This is a genomic window from Parapontixanthobacter aurantiacus (genome assembly GCF_009827635.1).
GTDB classification, from domain to species: Bacteria; Pseudomonadota; Alphaproteobacteria; order Sphingomonadales; family Sphingomonadaceae; genus Parapontixanthobacter; species Parapontixanthobacter aurantiacus.
This window is the reverse complement of sequence record NZ_WTYW01000003.1, coordinates 256,514-276,251: the sequence shown is the minus strand read 5'-3', so window position 1 is coordinate 276,251 and position 19,738 is coordinate 256,514. Positions and strand designations below refer to the sequence as shown.

At 63.5% G+C, this 19,738-nt stretch carries 17 protein-coding genes; 6 read left to right on the top strand and 11 right to left on the bottom strand.

Going from position 1 to position 19,738, the window contains the following annotated elements; genetic code table 11:
* Positions 1 to 125 precede the first annotated feature (125 nt).
* Genes arfB through pabB form a run of 3 tightly spaced genes read right to left on the bottom strand, consistent with a single transcriptional unit; the run spans position 126 to position 3,060 of the window.
* The gene (gene arfB / locus GRI38_RS11685; protein WP_160684098.1) at positions 126 to 533 is read right to left on the bottom strand and encodes an alternative ribosome rescue aminoacyl-tRNA hydrolase ArfB; all 408 of its coding nucleotides are present in this window, start codon (positions 531 to 533) and stop codon (positions 126 to 128) included.
* Positions 518 to 1,216 (bottom strand): pseudouridine synthase, encoded by a 699-nt coding sequence (locus GRI38_RS11680; protein WP_160684094.1) that lies wholly within the window; start codon positions 1,214 to 1,216, stop codon positions 518 to 520. The genes arfB and GRI38_RS11680 overlap by 16 nt, the downstream gene beginning before the upstream one ends.
* The gene (gene pabB, locus GRI38_RS11675) at positions 1,213 to 3,060 is read right to left on the bottom strand and encodes an aminodeoxychorismate synthase component I (RefSeq protein ID WP_160684087.1); all 1,848 of its coding nucleotides are present in this window, start codon (positions 3,058 to 3,060) and stop codon (positions 1,213 to 1,215) included. Before pabB ends, GRI38_RS11680 begins: the two co-directional genes overlap by 4 nt.
* Positions 3,061 to 3,202: 142 nt before the next feature.
* On the opposite strand from pabB, the gene GRI38_RS11670 reads away from it, so the two are divergent.
* A complete protein-coding gene (locus tag GRI38_RS11670) occupies positions 3,203 to 4,729 on the top strand; it encodes a helicase HerA-like domain-containing protein (protein ID WP_160684082.1) in 1,527 nt (508 codons plus the stop codon).
* A gap of 52 nt (positions 4,730 to 4,781) precedes the next feature.
* Here GRI38_RS11670 and GRI38_RS11665 read toward each other — a convergent pair whose 3' ends face one another.
* Complete coding sequence (locus GRI38_RS11665; RefSeq protein WP_160684079.1) at positions 4,782 to 5,165, bottom strand: VOC family protein; 384 nt, start codon at positions 5,163 to 5,165, stop codon at positions 4,782 to 4,784.
* A 96-nt stretch (positions 5,166 to 5,261) separates the two neighbouring features.
* A complete protein-coding gene (locus GRI38_RS11660; protein WP_160684076.1) occupies positions 5,262 to 7,091 on the bottom strand; it encodes an aminopeptidase P family protein in 1,830 nt (609 codons plus the stop codon).
* A 120-nt stretch (positions 7,092 to 7,211) separates the two neighbouring features.
* Between GRI38_RS11660 and GRI38_RS11655 the strand changes: the two genes are divergently transcribed.
* Together GRI38_RS11655 and GRI38_RS11650 are read left to right on the top strand one after the other, a co-directional pair.
* Entirely contained in the window at positions 7,212 to 9,374 is a 2,163-nt protein-coding gene (locus GRI38_RS11655; RefSeq protein WP_160684073.1) for a S9 family peptidase, read from the top strand.
* The gene (locus GRI38_RS11650; protein WP_160684070.1) at positions 9,371 to 9,775 is read left to right on the top strand and encodes an acyl-ACP thioesterase domain-containing protein; all 405 of its coding nucleotides are present in this window, start codon (positions 9,371 to 9,373) and stop codon (positions 9,773 to 9,775) included. Before GRI38_RS11655 ends, GRI38_RS11650 begins: the two co-directional genes overlap by 4 nt.
* A 10-nt stretch (positions 9,776 to 9,785) precedes the next feature.
* On the opposite strand, the gene GRI38_RS11645 is transcribed toward GRI38_RS11650, so the two are convergent.
* Both GRI38_RS11645 and ald read right to left on the bottom strand, forming a co-directional pair.
* A complete protein-coding gene (locus GRI38_RS11645) occupies positions 9,786 to 11,540 on the bottom strand; it encodes a GGDEF domain-containing protein (protein ID WP_160684067.1) in 1,755 nt (584 codons plus the stop codon).
* 74 nt (positions 11,541 to 11,614) lie between these two features.
* Positions 11,615 to 12,727, bottom strand: a complete 1,113-nt coding sequence (gene ald, locus GRI38_RS11640) for an alanine dehydrogenase (protein ID WP_160684064.1) — start codon at positions 12,725 to 12,727, stop codon at positions 11,615 to 11,617.
* A 294-nt stretch (positions 12,728 to 13,021) separates the two neighbouring features.
* Here ald and GRI38_RS11635 point away from each other — a divergent pair, with 294 nt between their 5' ends.
* On the top strand, positions 13,022 to 13,552 hold the full coding sequence (locus GRI38_RS11635; RefSeq protein ID WP_160684061.1) for an FxDxF family PEP-CTERM protein: 531 nt from the start codon (positions 13,022 to 13,024) through the stop codon (positions 13,550 to 13,552).
* A gap of 80 nt (positions 13,553 to 13,632) precedes the next feature.
* Here GRI38_RS11635 and GRI38_RS11630 read toward each other — a convergent pair whose 3' ends face one another.
* Positions 13,633 to 14,007, bottom strand: coding sequence for a hypothetical protein (locus GRI38_RS11630; protein WP_160684058.1), 375 nt, complete (start codon positions 14,005 to 14,007; stop codon positions 13,633 to 13,635).
* Between the two features lie 170 nt (positions 14,008 to 14,177).
* Between GRI38_RS11630 and GRI38_RS11625 the strand changes: the two genes are divergently transcribed.
* Positions 14,178 to 14,696, top strand: a complete 519-nt coding sequence (locus GRI38_RS11625; protein WP_160684055.1) for a DUF421 domain-containing protein — start codon at positions 14,178 to 14,180, stop codon at positions 14,694 to 14,696.
* A 92-nt stretch (positions 14,697 to 14,788) separates the two neighbouring features.
* Here the strand turns inward: GRI38_RS11625 and GRI38_RS11620 are convergent, their stop codons facing one another.
* From GRI38_RS11620 to GRI38_RS11610, 3 genes are all read right to left on the bottom strand, one after another.
* On the bottom strand, positions 14,789 to 15,700 hold the full coding sequence (locus GRI38_RS11620) for an OmpA family protein (RefSeq protein ID WP_160684052.1): 912 nt from the start codon (positions 15,698 to 15,700) through the stop codon (positions 14,789 to 14,791).
* Between the two features lie 277 nt (positions 15,701 to 15,977).
* Positions 15,978 to 18,341 (bottom strand): FtsK/SpoIIIE family DNA translocase, encoded by a 2,364-nt coding sequence (locus GRI38_RS11615; protein WP_160684356.1) that lies wholly within the window; start codon positions 18,339 to 18,341, stop codon positions 15,978 to 15,980.
* A gap of 69 nt (positions 18,342 to 18,410) precedes the next feature.
* A complete protein-coding gene (locus GRI38_RS11610; protein WP_160684049.1) occupies positions 18,411 to 18,971 on the bottom strand; it encodes a thiamine phosphate synthase in 561 nt (186 codons plus the stop codon).
* A 26-nt stretch (positions 18,972 to 18,997) separates the two neighbouring features.
* Here GRI38_RS11610 and GRI38_RS11605 point away from each other — a divergent pair, with 26 nt between their 5' ends.
* The gene (locus GRI38_RS11605) at positions 18,998 to 19,660 is read left to right on the top strand and encodes a YggS family pyridoxal phosphate-dependent enzyme (RefSeq protein WP_160684046.1); all 663 of its coding nucleotides are present in this window, start codon (positions 18,998 to 19,000) and stop codon (positions 19,658 to 19,660) included.
* The last annotated feature ends 78 nt before the right edge of the window (positions 19,661 to 19,738 follow it).

Here is a 19,738-nt window from a genome sequence, read left to right as displayed (position 1 = left end):
GATTTGAGCAAATAAGGCGACGAGCGCCGGAAAAAATTCAAGCGGCACAATCGCGCCGCTCCCAAGGTCTGGGCCATTGCGGCAACAGCGCCGCCGAGTCAAGCGGTTTGCAGAAGGCAGGCAGGCTACCAGTCGACCTTGCCGCGCTTCGCCTTGACCTCGCCGCGTGCCTTCTTCTCCTTCAGCCGCTTCGTCTTGCCCAGCCGGTTGATCCGCGTCTTCGCACGGCGCGGAGGTTGCTTGTGCGCTTCCTCGAGCAGTTCCTGCAACTTCTCGCGCGCCTCGGTGCGGTTCGCCTCCTGCGTGCGATGCCGGCTGGCTTTGACCAGCAGGTCCCCGCTCGCAGTCAATTTGCTACCGGCGAGATCGCGAAGTCGCGCGAAGACACGCGGCGGCAGGCGCAGCTTGTAGATGTTGACGCGCAGCTGGACGTTGGTCGCGACCTTGTTGGCGTTCTGTCCGCCCGGACCGCTGCCGGCGGTGAACTGCTCCTCTGCGAGGGCATGGGCACGATCCGTCAGGCTGCGGTCCATCGGTCCATGTCCGTAAGGCCCGCCGCGCGGCATACATTGAGAAAATCGGCGGGAAGCGGAGCGGAAGCATGGATCGGCGGCTTCTTTTCCCGTGTCACGGTGAGCGCACGCGCATGGAGCATGGTTCGCTTCGCCGCCCCTTCCGAAACGCCGTAGACGGGATCGCCGACGAGCCCGGCACCGAACCCTTCGAGCGCATGAATGCGTATCTGGTGGGTGCGTCCGGTCACGGGTCTGAAGGCGAGGGCCGTAATGCCGTCGCCGCGCTCAAGCACTTCCCACCGCGTGACAGACGGTTTGCCACTCGCACTGCCGACCATGCGCCAACCGCGCTCCGCCGTGCTGGTTTTCGCCAACGGTATCTCGACCGAACCGTAATCGTCCTCGACCTCACCGGCGAGCAGGCCGAAGTAAAGCTTCTCGACCCGCCGTTCCTCGAAGGCGAGGGCGAAGCGTTTCAGTGCCTTGGGATTGCGCGCGAGCAAAAGGCAGCCGCTCGTATCGGTGTCGAGCCGATGGACGGGGGCGGGCTGACGCTGAAAACCGAGCCGCAAATGGTCGAGGTGTTCCGCGAGGCTCGGGCCGCCCTTGCGCGGAGGATCGACTGGCAGGCCCGCCGGCTTGTCGATGATCAGCGCCTCTCCATCCTCGAACAGGATGGGCAGTTCGGTTTGCGCGGTCACGATGTCATCAGCCTGGCGCGCATCAAGCCGCGCAGCGCGTTGCCAAGAAAGAAACCGTCCGCCAGATCCTCGATCCGCACTTCTTGTTCTCGCGCTTCGCCCTTTTCGATGAGGCTGCGGCGCAAAATGCCTGGCAGCAGGCCGAGACGGGTGGGCGGCGTACCGAGAACGTCGTCCTCGCCGCGCACGAAAAGGTTCGTGATGCTTCCCTCGGTCAGCAATCCGTCCTCGCGCACGAACAGCGCCTCCTGAGCGCCGCAGTCTTCCGCGATCTGGCGGGCTTCGTCGTAGAAGCCGCGATCGCTCGTCTTGTGACGCAGGCGCCAATCGTTCGGATCGACGGGCAGGGGCAGGACGATGCACTTCACGGGATCGGGCCATTCGCGCGCTTCGCTCAGCGGGCGCGCTTCCAGCGCCATCGTGCCCGGTCGGCCAGCGAGCAGCCGGATGCGGCAGGGTTCGTCGAGATCGAAACTCAGGGCCTGTATCTGGTTGCGTCCCTCGTGGCGGTCGAACGCAATGCCCAGTTGCGTCGCGCTCTCTTTCATGCGGTCGAGGTGCATCTGAAGATTGGCGATGCCGACATCGGGGTCGAACCGCATGGTTTCGATGAGGTCGACGTGCGGGGCGCAGAATTCCGGCGAACTGGCCCGTGCGAACTCGCCCTTTACCAGACACTCACGCCATTCGGTCAGCGGATCGCTGTCCGCAAGGATCGCGGAACCGACGCCGAGGACCGCCTTGCCGCGATGGTTCTCGACCGGGGTGAGACGCAGGGTACGGATCGCGACATTGAAAGCCGCGCTCTGCCCCTTGCCATCTTGCGCAGCGTCGATCCGTCCGATGGCCCCGCAATAAGGGCCGCGGGCGTCCCGTTCCACCTCGGCGATCAATTCCATCGCGCGAATCTTCGGAGCGCCCGTGATCGAGCCACAGGGAAACAGCGCGCGGACGAGGTCGAGGGCGGACGTGCCCTGCTCCAGATCGGCGTGCACGGTCGTCACCATCTGGTGCACCGTGGGATAGCTTTCGACGGAGAAGGCGTCCGTGACCTCTACGCTGCCCGCATGCGCCACCCGAGAGAGATCGTTCCGCAAGAGATCGACGATCATCAGGTTCTCGGCGCGATCCTTCTCGGAAGCGGCTAGCTCCTGCCGCATCGCTTCGTCCGCTTCAGGATCTTGCGAGCGCGGCCGCGTGCCTTTCATCGGCTTCGCCTTGATCTGCCTATCCTTCAAGGAGACGAACAGTTCGGGTGACAAGCTTAGGATCCAGTGCGTTCCGTCGAAGATCAGGCCGCCATAGCCCGCTTCGGAGGGCGGGCGCAGCGCACGGTACAAGGCAACGGGATCGCCGGTATAGCCACCCACGAGGGGGAAGGTCAGGTTGGCCTGATAGATTTCACCCGTGCGGATCGCATCCTGCAATCGGGCGACATTTTCGCGATACGCGCCCATCGAGATTTGCGGCTCGAGCGGTCCGACGCTCGGCAGGATGGCATCGTGATCGCAGCGCGCGAACAGCCAGTCCTGCATCTGCGCGGCTGGTATCCGTTCTGGTTCTGCAAACAGGCCCAGCCACACTAGCGGACCAGCCCCGCCGGTGCGTTTCTCGGCCAGCGGGCGCAGCCGCTCTTCGAGAGCGAGCCCCGCTTCATAGGAGATATAGCCGGCCAGCGAGCCACCCTGTTTCGCCAAGGCCTCGTCCGCTTGCGCCAGTACGGAAGCGACCTCGTCCGGACGACGCGCGACGAAGACCCGTTCGGGATCGCTGTAGAACAGCGCGTCGCTTGCCCTTGCGCTGCGCGCATCGTCGAGCAGGACCATGGGTGTCGTGACCGGCATTGCCCCATGCCATACCGACCATGCGCCGAATTGGAAGCAGGCAATTCCGCAAGCGAAGCGGTCCCGCTTGACCGGTCAGAGGGGCTTGCGCCAAGAGATGCGAGGAGACGAGCGAAGCTGGACGAAGGGGGCTAACGCCGAGATGACGCAGATTTTCCTTGGAGCCGCTGCAAATGGCGAGAGGCAGGTCCTGGACCTTTCGCGCGCGAACCGCCACGGCCTCGTCGCAGGGGCAACCGGAACCGGCAAGACCGTTACCTTGCAGGGGTTGGCCGAGAGCTTCTCCGCAAGCGGCGTTCCCGTATTCGTGGCCGACGTGAAGGGCGATCTGTCGGGTATTGCCATGCCCGGATCGCCGACGTTCAAACACGCCGACAAGCTGGAAGAACGCGCCGCCGAACTCGGCATGGATGACTATGCCTATTCCGACAATCCCGCGATTTTCTGGGATTTGTACGGAGAGCAGGGCCACCCGATCCGCACCACGGTAAGCGAGATGGGACCGCTGCTCCTGTCGCGTCTGCTCGATCTCAACGACACGCAGGAAGGCGTGTTGCAAATCGTCTTTCGCTATGCGGACGAGAACGGCCTGCTGCTGCTGGACTTTGCAGATTTGCAGGCGCTCCTCCTTCATACGGGGCAGAACGCGAAAGAGTTGTCGGCCCAATACGGCAACGTCTCGAAGCAGTCGGTCGGTGCCATCCAGCGGCAATTGCTGTCCTTCGAAGCGCAGGGTGCCGATCGCTTCTTCGGCGAACCGGCGCTCGAGATCGCCGATTTCCTGAAAACGGACGAGCAGGGGCGCGGCTATGTCAACGTCCTTGCGGCAGACAGACTGATGCGCAGTCCCAAGCTCTATGCGACCTTCCTGCTATGGCTGCTCGCCGAATTGTTCGAGAGCCTGCCCGAAGTCGGCGATCCGGAAAAGCCCAAGCTGGTCTTCTTCTTCGACGAGGCGCACCTGCTGTTCGACGACGCGCCCAAGGCGTTGCAGGACAAGATCGAACAGGTTGTCCGCCTCATTCGCTCCAAGGGCGTCGGCGTCTATTTCGTGACGCAGAACCCGATCGACATTCCCGAGGAAGTGGCAGGCCAGCTTGGCAACCGGGTGCAACATGCGCTGCGCGCCTTCACGCCCCGTGACAAGAAGGCGATCCGTGCGGCGGCGGAGACTTTTCGGATCAATCCCGAACTCGACGTCGAGGAAGCGATCACGCAACTGCGCGTCGGGGAAGCGCTGGTTTCGACACTGATGGAGGATGGTGCGCCTTCGATCGTCCAGCGCACCCTCATCAAGCCGCCGCGTTCGCGCCTCGGCCCGGTGACGGCGAAGGAGCGGGCGATCATCCAGTCGATCTCTCCCCTGGAAGGCAAATACGATACGCCGGTCGATCGCGAAAGCGCGGCGGAGGTTCTTGCCGCCAAGGCCGCCGATGCGGAGGCGACCGCGAAGGAGGTCGAGGCGAAGGGCAAGGCCGAAGTGGAAAAGCGCGAGCGAAAATCGCCCTCGCTCTGGGAAAAGGCGGGCAAGGGTGCAGCGCGGGCGGCTGCTGGATCGGTCGCATCGATCGCGGTCGCCGCCGTGCTGGGCAAGAAATCGAGCGCCGACCCCATCCGTACCGGTGCGACGGCGTTCGTTCGCAACCTGCTCGGCGGGCTGATGCGTTAGGCTTCAGGTTCGTCCGGCATCGGCGTTCTGGCAGGCGCCGTGAAGCGGACCGTCAATTGCCCGTCTGGTAGCAGAAGACGTTGAGCTTGTTGCCGTCGCGGTCGCGGAAATAGGCTGCGTAGAAGCCGTCATCGCCGCGTGGTCCAGGTGCTCCTTCGTCGGTCCCGCCCAGTTCCAGCGCCTGGGCATGAACCCGGCGGACCTGCTCGGCGTCCTTGGCCAGAAGCGCGACCATCGTGCCATTGCCCACGCTTGCCTCGCCTCCGTCGAAGGGCTTCGTCAAGGCAAGCCCGGCCTGCTCGCTCGTCATGTCGCCCCAAGCGATGAAACTGTCGAATTCCATCATGCGTCCGAAACCGAGTTCCTTGGCTATGGGATCATAGAATTCGGCCGCGCGTTCGAGGTCGTTCGTTCCGAGCGTGACATATCCGATCATGTTGAAGGCTTCCTTGCTAAACGAATCGCGACCGATGGGAACATTACAGGAACACGCCGTGTCCGCCAAGCTGTCGCTCAGCGGGGGCGGGCTCGCTCATATCGGCGCGCATTGGTCCTTCAGCCAGTCCTTCACCGCGCCGTCCAGCTGCGGCGAAAGGATGTCCCATACCTTGCGATGGTAATCGTCGAGCCAGTTCCGCTCGGCTTCGGTCAGCATTTCTGGCTCGATCAGTCGCCGCTCGATCGGCGCATAGGTCAGCGTCTCGAAGCCGAGGTAATCGCCTTCCGCCCCGTCGATCTCGCGCGGTTCGATCAGCACCAGATTCTCAATCCGGATGCCGAATTCGCCTGCCTTGTAATAGCCCGGCTCGTTGGAGCAGATCATTCCGGCGCGCAGCGGTTCGCCGGTCCCCGCCTGTCCGCCGTTCGGCTTGGCAATGCGCTGCGGTCCTTCATGGACGCAGAGGAACGCGCCGACGCCATGACCCGTGCCGTGGGCGTAATCGACTCCTGCGGCCCATAGGAACTGCCGGGCAAGCGCGTCGATCTGGCCGCCCGTCGTGCGATCCGGGAAGACCGCCTCGGCGAACGCGATATGACCTTTCAGGACGCGGGTGAAGCGGTCCTTGTGCTCGGCGGTGGGCTCGCTCCCCTCGGGCGTGTCGATCCAGACGGTGCGCGTTATGTCGGTCGTTCCGTCGAGATACTGCCCGCCCGAATCGCACAGGAAGATGCTGCCGGGGGGGATCGGGATGTTGCTGTCCTCGTCCACCTTGTAGTGCGGCAGCGCGGCATGTCCCGCCGCGGCGGAAATCGTGTCGAAGGAAGTATTTTCGAGCGCGCCCGTCTCCTCGCGGAATTGCTTCAGCTGCGCGGCAGCGCCCAGTTCGTCGAGTTCGCCCTTCGGTCCCTCGACCGAAAGGAAGTGAAGGAACTTGGCGATGGCGGCCCCGTCGCGGGCCTGTGCGTCGCGATGCCCCTGCTGCTCAACCGGGTTCTTCAGCGCCTTGGGCAGGATGGTCGGATCGGTCTTGCGGGCAATGGTCGCGCCAGCCGCTTCGAGCGCGTGGAAGATGCCGGCAACACTACGTTCGGGATCGACGGCGACGGACTTCCCGCCCAGTTCGCGCAAGGCCGGAATGAAGTCGCCCCGGTCGCGCACCCGCACCGCATTGCCGAGATGCTGCGAGAGTTCGCTCGTCACCTTTTCCGGCGCGATGAACAGGTCGGCCGTTCCGTCCTTGTGCGCGATGGCATAGGCGAGGGCGAGCGGTGTGTTGTCGATATCCGCTCCGCGTATGTTCATCAGCCAAGCAACGGAATCGAGCGCCGCGATGACCGTCGCGTCGTGATCGTTGCGCTTCAGCCAGTCGGCGATCTCGGACCGCTTGTCGGCAGAGGAGCGTCCGGCATAGTCGTCCGGCTGCGGCACGGCGGGGGCCATCGAGGTTTCGGGCCGGTCCTCCCAAACGGCATCGACCGGATTGCTTTCTACCGGAACGACCTTTCCGCCCTTCTTCGCGAGCGCGCGTCCCAGCGCATTGGCGAACGCCTTGGTATGCAGCCAGGGGTCATAGCCGATCCGCGCACCTTGGGCGGCGTGCTGCGCGATCCATTTGGCGGGGCTGCCCGCAGGCGTTCCGACGTAGTCGAACAATGCTTCGTCGACCTGCTCGCGGACCTGCACGGTATAGCGGCCATCGACGAAGACGGCGGCACCCTTGCCTTCGTATTCACCGGCGAGGACGACCGCGCTGCCAGCCGATCCGCCGAAGCCGGTCAGCCATTTGAGGCGCTGCGCATAATTGCCGACATATTCGCTCATGTGCTCGTCCGAGATCGGCACGACGAAGCCGTCGAGTTCGCGGGCCGCCAGTTCGCGGCGCAAGGCGGCGAGGCGGGCTTCGTAAGGTTGCATCAGCATATTCGAATGATCCTGCTATGGTTTTACGTCCGCACTTGTCTTATCGGATGCGGAGCCGTGTTGGCGTGCTCCCTCTACCATAGCAGGGGAACGCCTTGTTCAACAGGGGGCGCCGTCCGCATGAAAATCTCCGCCTACGCCCTGCTCGTCGCAGCAGGCCTTTTCGCGGCGCCGCCGCTCACCGCCCAGCCAGCCGAGGATCAGACCGACTTGACCGAGACCCGCGTTTCGCCGCCCGTCGCAGAAAAGCGACCCCATGAATATACGCGCCACGGGATCACCATTTCCGACCCCTATCACTGGATGAAGGACCAGTCCTATCCCACGATCGACGATGCCGACGTCATCGCGCATCTGGAGAAGGAAAACGCCTATTTCGAAGCGCAGATGGCGCCGCACGAACAGCTCGTCGAGACGATTTACGAGGAACTGAAGGGCCGGATGAAGCAGGACGATTCCTCGGTCCCGCAAAAGGATGGCGACTGGCTCTACTGGTCCAGCGTCGAGGAAGGGAAGGAGTATCGCCTCCACTGGAGGAAGCCCGTCGCGGGCGGTCCCGACGAATTGCTGCTCGATCAGAACCAGCTTGCCGAGGGCAAGGATTATTTCCGCCTCGGCGCATTCTCGGTCAGCGACGACGGACGCTATCTCGCCTATTCCTACGACGATAACGGATCGGAGCGGTTCACCGCACGCATCAAGGATCTGCAAACCGGCGAGCTGTTGGACGACGTCATCCCGGAAACCCTGTCCGGCCTCAACTGGGTCGCGAACGACAGTGCCATCCTCTACGGCAAGGCGAACGAGAACTGGCGCGTCGACAATGCGCGGCTTCACCGGATCGGCACCGACGTAGCCGAGGACATCGAGATCTATCGCGAGGAAGACGAGGGCTTTCGCGTCGGAACCGGCCTGACCGCGCAGGAAGACTGGATCGTTATCGCGACCGGCGACAACGAGACGAGCGAAGTCCGCCTCGTGCGCGCCGACGATCCGACCGGCGAGCAGATCCTCGTAAAACCGCGCCGGAAGGGCATCGAATACGATGTCGACGTGCGCGGCGACACGCTGTTCGTCCATACGAATGACGAGCATGTCAATTTCCGCGTCGCCACCGCCCCCCTCGACAAACCGGGCGAATGGACGACGCTGATCCCCGGCTCGGACGAATTCTACCTGACCGATTTCGACCTGTTCAAGGACTTCTACGTCACGGAAGGCCGCCTTAACGGCCTCGACCAGGTGCAGATCCGATCTTACGACGATGCAGGCCGCTTCATTCCGATCACCTTTCCCGAGGCGAGCTACGTGACCGGGCTCAGCAACAACCCTGAATACGACGTATCGAAGCTGCGTCTGTCCTACGAGAGCATGGTTACGCCCGGTTCGGTCTATGATTACGACATGGCGAGCGGCACGCTCGAATTGCTGAAGCAGGACGAAATACCGAGCGGCTACAATGCAGCGGACTACGTCACGGAGCGCCTGACCATCCGAGCCCGCGACGGGGCAATGATCCCGGTCAGCGTCGTCCGAAGGAAGGACACGCCCGGCCCCGACGCAGGGGGCGCCCCGCTGCACCTCTATGCCTATGGCGCCTATGGCTACGCCGTGCCGCCGGGCTTCTCGACTTCGCGCCTGTCGCTGCTAGATCGCGGCATGTCCTATGCCATCGCGCATATTCGCGGCGGCGACGATCTGGGCCGCAACTGGTATCTGCAGGGCAAGATGAACGCGCGGACCAACACGTTCAACGACTTCGTCGACGTGGCGAAGGGCTTGGTCGAGCAAGGCTACACCGCGAAGGGCCGGATCACCGCAAGCGGCGGCAGCGCGGGCGGCGAACTGATGGGCGTAATCGTCAACACCGATCCCGAACTGTGGGGCGCGGTCGCGGCACACGTGCCCTTCGTCGACGTCCTCAACACGATGCTCGACGAGAGTCTCCCGCTGACGCCGGGCGAATGGCCGGAATGGGGCAATCCGATCGAATCGAAGCAGGCCTTCGCCTACATCCTGTCCTACTCCCCCTACGATCAGGTCGTGGCGCAGGACTATCCGCCGATGCTCGTGACTGCCGGGCTCAACGATCCGCGCGTCACTTATTGGGAGCCGATGAAGTGGGTCGCGAAGCTGCGTGAGGTGAAGACGGACGACAACCTCCTCCTGCTCAAGACCAATATGGGCGCAGGTCATGGGGGCAAGTCGGGCCGCTTCCGCCGCCTCTACGAGCAGGCGGAGGAATTCGCCTTCTTCCTGACGCAACTCGGGCTGGAGAAGTGAGCGCGGCGTATACCCGCAACTTCACTGCAGAAACCCGGCACATTGACGAGCTCGGCCATGTGAACAACACGGTCTGGCTCCAATGGGTGCAGGATATCGCGACCGAGCACTGGAATGCCGTCGCCGACCCCGAACACCGCGACCGCTTCGTCTGGGTCGTGACGCGGCACGAGATCGACTATCGCGGCAATGTGCGCGAGGGCGAGCGCGTTGAGGTGACGACCTACATCCCCGATCCGCCCAAGGGGGCGCGGTTCGACCGCTGCGTCGATTTCCGTGACGAGAGCGGCAAGGTGATCGTCGCCGCGCGCAGCACCTGGGCGATGCTGGAACGCGCCAGCGGGCGGCTCGTGCGGATCCGTCCCGAGGTCGCTGCGCCGTTCATGGCGGAGAGCGACTGAGCGCTCGGCCTCATTCGGCTGCGACGCTATCCTTGTCGGGGAAGGTCTCCAGTTTGAGCACGTCCCAGTTGCGCGCGATCATGCGGTTACGGCCCGACCGCTTGGCTTCGTAGAGAAGCAGGTCAACCCGTGAATAGACGTCCGAAAATTCGAGGCGGTTGTCGGCCTTTTCCGGGAGGGTCACCGTCCCCATGCTCGCCGTTACAGGCATTTCGAGATCGTGCATTTCCTCCGCGACGCGCACGGTGACGCGCCGCCTCAGCAGGTCGGCCCGCGTCACCGCGTCCGAACCGCGCAGCAGGATGAGGAATTCCTCCCCGCCCATGCGAATGGCGATGTTGTCTCGGTCGCCGCGCAGCACCTGGCCGATGATCTTCAGGACCTGGTCGCCGACGATGTGGCCATGCACGTCGTTCACGGTCTTGAAGTGGTCGATGTCGAGAATTGCCACCGTGCGATAGTCGCAGGACTGCAGATCGTGCCAGCGGCTGTCGAGCGCGCGCCGGTTATAGAGGCCGGTCAGCGGATCGCGCTCGCTGCGCCGCGAGAGGACGTCGGCCTCGAGGATGGCGCTGTCGCGTTGCCGCTTCATCACGAAGAATCTATCGGCCACCGCCCAGGAAGAGATGACGACCTGCCAGAGCAGGCTGACATAGAACCACGGAAGGAAGTCCGAATAGGCGTTTGCGCTGCGCATCGCGTTCAATATCTGGAGAAGGAACAGGGAAAGCAGCGGAATCCAAGCGGCGAGCTGGAGGATGACCGAACGGCTCCCGCGCCGATACGCATCGGCCAGCATGGCGCAGACGAGCAGCGCTGCAGGCACCATTCCGATCGTATGGAACGCCGAGCCGAAGGGTTCGAGGAAGGGCGGATCGCCCGCATAGATCACGCTCATCGCGATGGTCCACCCCGCGACATAAGGGGCGATCATACGGAATTGCGGCGTCAGCTTGTCGCGTTCGATGAAGCGGCTGGTTAACATGACGGCGAAGGCGACGACGAGGGCCATGTTGATGATGTTCGCGATGCGCCAGATGTCGACCGGGAGCGGCACGAACACGTTGATGAGGCCACTGCGCAAAAGGACGATGCCGGCAAGGCTGATGCTGAACAGGGCATACCAGATCAGGAAGGTTTCGCTCAGAACGCGGAAGAAGCCGAGATAGATAAGCGCAGGAATGACGACCATTCCCACGAGCGCGGACAACAGCATCAGTTCGATGAGGCGGGTGTCGTATTCCGCCGGATCATTGAGCGTGATGGCGCTTTTGAGGATGGTTGGCGGATGACCGCTTCCCTCGATCGCAGCGATTACCACCCGTGCTTCACCGCCGTCCTGCGGCAGCCCGGCCACCATTTCCGGGCCTTCGTAGCTCGCGGTCAGCTTGTCGCCCGCATAGGTCGTGCGCCGCCATTCCCCCTCGGCATTGCGCGCGGAAACGGCGACGCTATCGACCTTGCCGAGCCGCATCGAAAGATATTCGGCGTTACTGTCCGCCGGGAGCCGGAAGACGACGGTCCAGTCGCCCAGCCCGGAGACTTCCTTCGCCGGTACGCAGTTGCCAGGCTCGGCATCGGCGGCAATGCGCTCGATATCCGCCAGCGATTCGTGCAGTCCGGCAAGAAAACAGTCGGGTTCGACGGTGGCGGCTGAGGCCTGAGTCGCGAACAACCCGCATAGCGCAAGCGCCACGGCAATCGCCGCCTTGCGAAGTGCTGCGGGCACTACTGCAAAACTGTCGAGCGTCGGGCGCATGAGCATTTCATAGCGCCGATTCCCTAGGTTTGAGTTAAATTTCTAAAATTGTATGAATGCGACAAGTTAATCCGTCGGGATTAGAGAAGCGACGCAACGGGAACGTAGTCGTAACCCTGTTCCTGCGCGACCGCTTCATAGGTCACGTGTCCTTCATGGACGTTGAGACCCGCGGCGAGATGCGGATTTTCGCGCATCGCGTCCTTCCAGCCCGACCGCGCAATGTGCAGGGCATGGGGCAGGGTGACGTTGTTCAGGGCATAGGTGCTCGTCCGGGCGACGGCGCCCGGCATGTTCGCGACGCAGTAATGCACGATCTCGTCAACGACATAGGTCGGCTCGGCATGGGTCGTGGGCCTGGAGGTTTCGAAACAACCGCCCTGGTCGATCGCAACGTCGACCAGCACGGCGCCCGGCTTCATCGAGCCGAGCAGTTCGCGCGTGACGAGCTTGGGCGCGGACGCGCCCGGAATGAGGACCGCCCCGATCACGAGGTCGGCTTCCGCGATCGCTTCCTCCAGATTGGCGCGGTTGGAAAAGCGCGTGCTGGCACGGTTCTCGAAAAAGGTGCCGACCTTGTCGAGCACTTCGGGATCGCGGTCCATGATGACGACCTGCGCGCCGAGACCCACGGCCATCTGCGCGGCGTTGAAGCCGACGACCCCGCCGCCGATGACGACGACCTTGCCGGGCATCACTCCCGGAACCCCGCCGAGCAGGACGCCGCGTCCGCCATGCGCCTTTTCCAGCGCGGTTGCGCCTGCCTGCACGCTCATGCGGCCGGCCACCTGGCTCATCGGTTTCAACAGGGGCAGCGTTCCGCCCGGTCCGGTGACGGTCTCGTAGGCGATCGCGGTGACGCCTGAATCGACGAGATCCTTCGTCTGGGGCTCGTCGGGAGCAAGATGGAGGTAGGTATAGAGGATCTGGCCGCGGCGCAGCATGGCGCGCTCCTCGGCCTGAGGTTCCTTCACTTTCACGACCATCTCGCACTCGGCGAAGATGCGCTCCGGACCCTCGACGATCGTCGCACCCGTCGCGCGATATTGAGCGTCGGTCGCCCCGATGCCGAGCCCCGCCCCGCTCTCGATCCAGACATCGCTGCCATTCGCGACAAGTTCGCGCGCGCTTTCCGGGGTCAGCCCGACGCGATATTCGTGGTTCTTGATTTCCTTGGGGCAACCGATCAGCATGACGTCTCTCTTTCGGGGGAGGCCAAGCCGTTACAGGTGAAACGAACCCGCTTCAATGGGCAACATCATCTGTGGCGCAATAGGCGCAGATCGCCCCTAAAGCGCTGGCGTTTACCTTGTCCTTCAATATTCGGGGGAGAAACGACGCGCCAATTTCCGCCATTTCGTCATCTGTTTACTTGGTTGACTCCCGTAATGAAACAGGAAGCCTTCACTATCTCTATTGTCGGTATTGCGAAGTAGAAGTAAACAAATCCTTACGAGAGAACCGTCTCGATGAAGGGAACCAACCTGATGAAAAACCTCAGCCTAGCCTTGCTGAGCGCCCCGGCAGCCATCGCGATGATGGTCCCGGCCAGCGCTGCCAATGCTGCAGAAATCGTCCTGACGGGCGACGACACGCAGCTAAGCGGTAAATTCTCCGGCGTCGTGAAGGGCGCGGGCGAATTCACCCGTGAATTCACGTTCGAATTGCCGACCGACGGAATTACCAGCACTTCGATCACCTCGATCGCCGTCAACATGATGACCAATCTCGACTTCACGTCGGTCCTGCTGAACGGCACGCCGTTCATCATGTCCGCCAACGACACGTTCGAGTTCGGCGGCCTGACGCTTGCCACGCTCGCCGGAACGCAGACGCTGACCGTCAACGGTATCAGCGGCGGCAATGCGAGCTTTGCGGGCACAATCAGCTTCGCATCGACCGCTGCCGTGCCGGAACCGGGCACCTGGGCACTGCTACTCGTCGGCTTCGCAGCCGTGGGCGGAGCGATGCGGCGCCGCAAGCCGACCGTCGTTAATACGGGTCTCGCCTACGCCTGAGGTTGTTTCGAGCCCGATATATAGGGAAAGGGCGCCATCGCGGCGCCCTTTTTCATATCTGCTATCGGTCGCTGGAAGCGTCAGTTGCCGCGCAGTTCAGCCCGGCGCATGAGCAGGCGCTGCACGTCCCGCTCCAGTTCGGCGATGTCCTTCACGGTGCGCGCCATGTCCTCGCGCTCGTCCTCCAGCTTGTCGCGCGCGTCCTCGAAATCCTCTTCGGCTTCCTCGACGTCATGCTCGTCATCGGCCAGCTCCTCGCGGAGTTTCTCGCGCCGCTCGCTCAGCTTGCGCGCCTCGTTGTTGAGCTTTTCCCATTGCCGCAACTGCTTGTCGTCCAGTCCCTTGGGTGCCTTCGCCGTGACGACGATCGCTGTTTCGCCCTCGGCGGGCTGGGCGGCGGTGAGAGCACTCGTCGCGAGGAGCGGGGCAGCAAGAAGATACGTCGAAAGTCGCATGATGTCTCCGGTGAGGTGGTGGGAATGGCCGAGATGGAACCCGGCCGCGTAGCACCCGCGCTGGACGGGGCACTGCCGAAATAGGAACCGAACCCGCCATTTTCAAATTGCAGGCCGGTTTCAAACGCCTCGCCCGGAACGAAGCGGCCCGCGACCCGCTTTGTCTGACGATGATCATCGAAAACGAAGTGCTGGATGCCATGCTGCGCGGCGTAGTGCTCGCCATGGTCGCCCTGTTATGGGTCGTTTGCCTCGTCCGGATCGTCGGCCTGCGCTCCTTGTCCAAGATGACGAGCTTCGATTTCGTCATGACGGTCGCGCTCGGCAGCCTCGTTGCAGGTGCCTCGCAGGCGAGCGACTGGCTGGCCTTCCTTCAGCCCCTGACCGGGATGGTTGGCCTGTTCCTGATGCAGTGGGCGACCGCCTGGGTCCGCAAGCGTTCGGACGGGTTCGAACAATTCATTCAGAACGAGCCCGTCCTGCTGATGCGGAACGGCGAGTTCAATCGCGATGCGCTCAAACGGACTCGCGTCGCCGAAAGCGACTTGCGGGCCAAACTGCGCGAGGCGAACGTGCTCAGGCTGGAAGACGTTCGCGCGGTCGTGCTCGAAACGACGGGTGACGTTTCCGTCCTGCACGGCGACAATCTGGAGGACACCCTGCTCGAAGGGGTCAGGTGCGACGTCTGACAGGCCGGTGCGCGGCCCGCGCGTGCCACGAAAAAGGGGCGGACCAAGCGGCCCGCCCCTTTCGTTGTTCGCAGTGCTGAACGCTCGGCGGCTTACAGCCCGTCGACACTTTTGCTGACGAGGATGTTGACGGCCACGCGGCGGTTCTGCGCCTTGCCTTCCTCGGTCTCGTTATCGGCCATCGGATCGGCCTCGGCCATGCCGGTCGGGGTGAGCATCCGGTAGGGCTCCCACCCGCACGCCTGCTGCAGGTAGTTGACGACCCGCGCCGCGCGTCGCTCGCTCAGCTGCTGGTTGTACTCGTAATCACCAACCGAATCGGTGTAGCCGACGACCAGCATCAGTGCGTTCTCGGTCGCATCGGCTTCCGCAGCGGCGGAGCAAAGATCGGCCTGCGCTTCGCTCGACAGGTTCGCCTTGCCCGTATCGAAGAACACGTTGGTCGTGCCCTTCACGTTGTATTTGTCGATATTGGCGACGCGTCCGCGCAATGCTTCGGTCGCGGCGGTCTGCTCGGCAAAGCCCTGCGCCGTGCCCTGATTGATCATCGCGGCGGTGCGCAGATCCTTGGACTTCAAGTCCACCCGGCTGGCGATGAGACTGCGCGCCCAGGCGACCGTCTCGACTTCGACCGGCAGGCCGTTCATCAACTGGTCGGCGGTGAGCGTGTCGCGGCCAAGACCGAGGAAGCCGCCGCTCGACTTGATTTCCGTGCCGTCGCTCAGCGAAACGACCGCGGTGGAACCATCGGAACTCGTGATCTGGATCTTGTTGTCGTTGCGGGCGGAGATGATGCCCTCGATCGTCGGGCCTTCCGGATAGCCCGACAGGTCGGCAGGAACCGCGCCATAGACGGTTCCGAGCACTTCGCCGTCCTGCGACTGCGCTTCGTAATCGTCTTGCGCGTCGTAACCGTCCTGCTGGGCGGAAAGGCCGGCGGGCAATGCAACCGCGAGCGCGGCCAGCGGAACCAATGCCCGGTGATATTTCGATGTCATTGTCATAAAGCTACTCCTTCAATCGGTCACAGCCGGTCGAGCGAACTCGCACCGTCAGTCCCTTGGCCGCCTCAGGCGTCGCCGACTGTCACCCCTTCTCAAATGACGATGCACGCGACCCCGGCGGGACCGCGTGCGAACAACTCACCGCTCTGCTGTTCAGCTTAACCTGTCGGTCGCATGAACGCTCCCCCGAGGGGGCAATGGGCTCGGTATGTCGGGCAATTCGCGCGGCGAACCGTTCAACACGCTTTCGGGCGGAAATGTGGCAGAAGTGGATTCGCTAGAGGACGTTGCCGTCCTGATCGCGATAGATTTCGCGGCGACCGACATGGTTCGCCGGGCCCACGAGACCTTCTTCCTCCATGCGCTCGATCCATTTTGCCGCCGTGTTGTAGCCGACGCCCATCTGGCGTTGCAGCCACGAACCGCTGGCCTTCTGGTTCTCGATCACGATCTGGCAGGCCTGCCGGTACTTGCGCTCATTGGGATCGTCGGACGCGGTCAGTTCGTCCTCGAAGCCGAGCATTCCGCCATCCTCGGGTTCCTCGGTGACGGCATCGACATATTCGGGCTTGCCCTGAGCCCGCCAGAAATCGGCCACCCGCTCGACTTCCTCGTCGGACACGAACGGACCGTGGACGCGCACGGTTGCGCCGGTGTTGGGCTTGTAGAGCATGTCGCCCTTCCCGAGCAGCTGTTCCGCGCCCTGTTCGCCCAGGATCGTGCGGCTGTCGATGCGGCTCGTCACCTTGAAGCTGATGCGGGTCGGCAGGTTCGCCTTGATGACGCCGGTGATGACATCGACGCTCGGCCGCTGTGTCGCCATGATGAGGTGGATCCCCGCGGCGCGCGATTTCTGGCTGAGCCGCTGGATCAGCACCTCGATCTCCTTGCCGACCGTCACCATGAGGTCGGCGAGTTCGTCGACGATCAGCACAATCTGCGGCAGCGCCTGGTAGTCGAGCTGTTCCTCTTCGTAGAGTTCCTCGCCCGTTTCCGGGTCGAACCCGGTCTGGACCCGGCGTCCCAGCGGCTTGCCCTTGGCCGCGGCGGCCTTCACCTTCTCGTTGAAGGAGTGGAGGTTGCGCGAATTGACGCTCGACATCATCCGATAGCGGCGTTCCATTTCCTCAACCGCCCATTTGAGCGCGCGCACCGATTTCGCAGGTTCGGTGACGACCGGCGAAAGCAGGTGCGGAATGTCGTCATATGTCTTAAGTTCGAGCACCTTCGGGTCGATCAGGATGAGGCGACATTCCTCGGGCGTGAAGCGATAGAGCAGCGAGAGCAGGATGGCATTGAGCCCGACCGACTTGCCCGAGCCGGTGGTCCCGGCAACCAGCAGATGCGGCATGGCGGCAAGATCGGCGATGATCGGCTCGCCCGCGATGTCCTTGCCCAGAATGATCGGCAGGCCGCCCTTCGCCTCGACGAAATCGGCGCAGGCCGCGAGTTCGCGATAGGCGACCGTTTGCCGGTCGGCATTGGGCAGTTCGATGCCCATCACGGTCTTGCCCGGTATGGGGGATACGCGCGCGGATATCGCGCTCATGTTGCGGGCGATGTCCTCGGCCAGCCCGACGACGCGGCTCGCCTTGATGCCGGGGGCAGGCTCCAGTTCGTACATCGTGACGACCGGGCCGGTTCGAACGGCGGTGATCTCCCCCTTCACGTTGAAGTCGTCGAGCACGTTCTCGAGCAGGCGGGCGTTACGCTCCAGCGCCATCTTGTCGAGCTTCTTCGCCGATTGCTTCGGCACTTCGGCCAGCAGATCGAGGCCCGGCAATTCGTAGTCGGCGAACATATCGCGCTTCGTCTGGACCGGTTTGACGGGGGCGCGGGGCGGGGCCGACGGGTCGGAAATTTCCGGCGCGCGGCGCGGCGCGGGCGGGGCGAGCGATGCCTCATCGTCCTTCTCCGCCACTCGCTGCTGTCGCCGGGCGGGGCGGACCGGCGAGCGGTCCTCTGCATCATCCTCGTCGAAAACGGGAAGGCTCTCGCGTTTCAGGAAGCCGGGCAGGGTAAGCCACTGGGCCCAGTCGATGGCGAAGACACGCGTGACGAGGGCGAGTGCGCCGGCAAGGCTCGCAAGGCCCAGACCGCCGATGATCCAGACCCGTGCGCCATCGGGAAAGCGACCGGCGATCGCTTCGAAGCCCGCCGCGCCGAGCAATCCGGTCAATCCGCCGAGACCCGCGGGCAGCCCCCATCCGCTCGCATCGGACAAGAGCGAGAGGACGATGCCGAACAGCGCGACGGCGAGCAGCAGCATGAGGAAGGGGCGCCACCACGAGCCGTGCGTCGCGCTCTCGTCGTCGCCATCCGTCTCGACCGCGCGCCATAGCCGCCGCGCGGCGACATAGATGAGCGGCAACAGGAGGATGGCGGGCCAGCCGAAGACGAGCAGGATGCGCTCTGAGGCCCACGCGCCGCTCGCACCCATCCAGTTCGCGATGGCGGTATCGGCGGCGGCGGTCGATCCGCTCGGGTCCGTCTGGGTGTAGCTGGCGAGCGACAGCGTCAGGAAGGCGAGGAGCAGGGCGAGCAGGCCCGCTCCGATCATCTGCATCGCGCGCGCCGCCGAGCGGCGGAACGCTGCCCGCCAGTCGGTCTGCTTTCGTGTCGTCATCGCCCGCGAGGCCATGTTCAATTTCTCGCCGTCCGTCCTTGTAGTGTCCCCGCCCCGGACAATGCACCGCGGGCGGGCGATGCGTCAAGGAAATGGCACGGCCAGCCCGTCGATCGCGCCCCACCTGCGGCATTTCATCGCGGCTGCCCGCTCTCGCGTCATCCCGCCGAGCGCGATGGCCGGCATCGTGGCCTTTGCCGCCAGTTTTGCGAAGCCCTCGGGACCGAGGACGGTGCTGCCCGGATGCGATCGGGTGGCGAAGACCGGCGAGATGAAAACGGCGGCGGCTCCGTCCGAATTCGCAGCTTCCATTTCGGCCTCGTCATGGGCTGTCGCGAGATAGGGAAAGGCGGGTAGCTTGCCGGTCGCTCGCACACCGTAAACGCCGTCCAGACATCCTTGAGGGGCATCTTGGTGCCATTGTGGATCATCGAGGATCTTCGCGGAAACGGCGATGAAATGACCATGCTTTCGAGCAATTTTCGCCAGTATTTCAAAGCGCTGGCGCCGTGCCTTAGGCTCCAGATGGTAGTGCCGGAAGACGAAGCCGGAGTGGCACGGCAGGTTCGCCAAGGCCTGTTCGAGCGCGGCGTCGTTGCGCTCGTCGGAGAACAGCCAGAGGTCGGGAAGGGTCTGGATTGCCATGGCGTTGCCGCTATAGCCCTCATCCCATGGAAAAGCAGCAAAACCCGCTAGAAACCGTGCATGCGAACATCGCAAAGGCCTGCAAGATTGCGCGCCGCGATCCGGACGAAGTGACGCTCGTTGCCGTGAGCAAGAAGCACGATGCCGCCGCGATCCGCCCTTTGCTCGAGGCGGGGCAGCGCGTCTTCGGCGAGAACCGCGTACAGGAAGCGCAAGCCAAGTGGCCGGAATTACAGGAAAACTTTGCTGACACGAAGCTGCATCTCGTCGGGCAACTGCAGTCGAACAAAGCGGAGGACGCCGTCGATCTGTTCGATTGTATCCATTCGCTTGACCGGATGAGCCTCGTCAAGGCACTGGCCAAGGCCTTCGACAAGAAACACAAGCGAATAGAATGCTTTATCCAGGTCAATATCGGTAGCGAAGAACAGAAAGGCGGCTGCACCATTGCCGATTTGCCGAAGCTCGTCGCAGCCGCGCGCAATTCCGACATTCCCCTCGCCGGGCTGATGTGTATTCCCCCGCAAGATATTGAACCTGCGCCTTTTTTCGCGCTGCTCGACAAGCTGGCCGAGGATAATGGCCTGTCCGGGCGCAGCATGGGGATGAGCGGCGACTACGAAACCGCGATCATGCTCGGCGCGACGCATATCAGGGTCGGCACCGCGCTTTTCGGCCAGCGCGCCTGATTGCACGCCCTGATTGCACGTAAAGAAAAAGGGCGCCCCGAAGAGCGCCCTTTCCCGATTTCTATGTCTCGTCAGATG

Bases quoted from the DNA above. Each gene is read 5' to 3' on its own strand.
- arfB (WP_160684098.1), bottom strand. From the start codon at position 533: ATGGACCGCAGCCTGACGGATCGTGCCCATGCCCTCGCAGAGGAGCAG.
- pabB (WP_160684087.1), bottom strand. From the start codon at position 3,060: ATGCCGGTCACGACACCCATGGTCCTGCTCGACGATGCGCGCAGCGCA.
- GRI38_RS11670 (WP_160684082.1), top strand. From the start codon at position 3,203: ATGACGCAGATTTTCCTTGGAGCCGCTGCAAATGGCGAGAGGCAGGTC.
- GRI38_RS11665 (WP_160684079.1), bottom strand. From the start codon at position 5,165: ATGATCGGATATGTCACGCTCGGAACGAACGACCTCGAACGCGCGGCC.
- GRI38_RS11660 (WP_160684076.1), bottom strand. From the start codon at position 7,091: ATGCTGATGCAACCTTACGAAGCCCGCCTCGCCGCCTTGCGCCGCGAA.
- GRI38_RS11655 (WP_160684073.1), top strand. From the start codon at position 7,212: ATGAAAATCTCCGCCTACGCCCTGCTCGTCGCAGCAGGCCTTTTCGCG.
- GRI38_RS11645 (WP_160684067.1), bottom strand. From the start codon at position 11,540: ATGCTCATGCGCCCGACGCTCGACAGTTTTGCAGTAGTGCCCGCAGCA.
- ald (WP_160684064.1), bottom strand. From the start codon at position 12,727: ATGCTGATCGGTTGCCCCAAGGAAATCAAGAACCACGAATATCGCGTC.
- GRI38_RS11635 (WP_160684061.1), top strand. From the start codon at position 13,022: ATGAAAAACCTCAGCCTAGCCTTGCTGAGCGCCCCGGCAGCCATCGCG.
- GRI38_RS11630 (WP_160684058.1), bottom strand. From the start codon at position 14,007: ATGCGACTTTCGACGTATCTTCTTGCTGCCCCGCTCCTCGCGACGAGT.
- GRI38_RS11625 (WP_160684055.1), top strand. From the start codon at position 14,178: ATGATCATCGAAAACGAAGTGCTGGATGCCATGCTGCGCGGCGTAGTG.
- GRI38_RS11620 (WP_160684052.1), bottom strand. From the start codon at position 15,700: ATGACAATGACATCGAAATATCACCGGGCATTGGTTCCGCTGGCCGCG.
- GRI38_RS11615 (WP_160684356.1), bottom strand. From the start codon at position 18,341: ATGGCCTCGCGGGCGATGACGACACGAAAGCAGACCGACTGGCGGGCA.
- GRI38_RS11610 (WP_160684049.1), bottom strand. From the start codon at position 18,971: ATGGCAATCCAGACCCTTCCCGACCTCTGGCTGTTCTCCGACGAGCGC.
- GRI38_RS11605 (WP_160684046.1), top strand. From the start codon at position 18,998: ATGGAAAAGCAGCAAAACCCGCTAGAAACCGTGCATGCGAACATCGCA.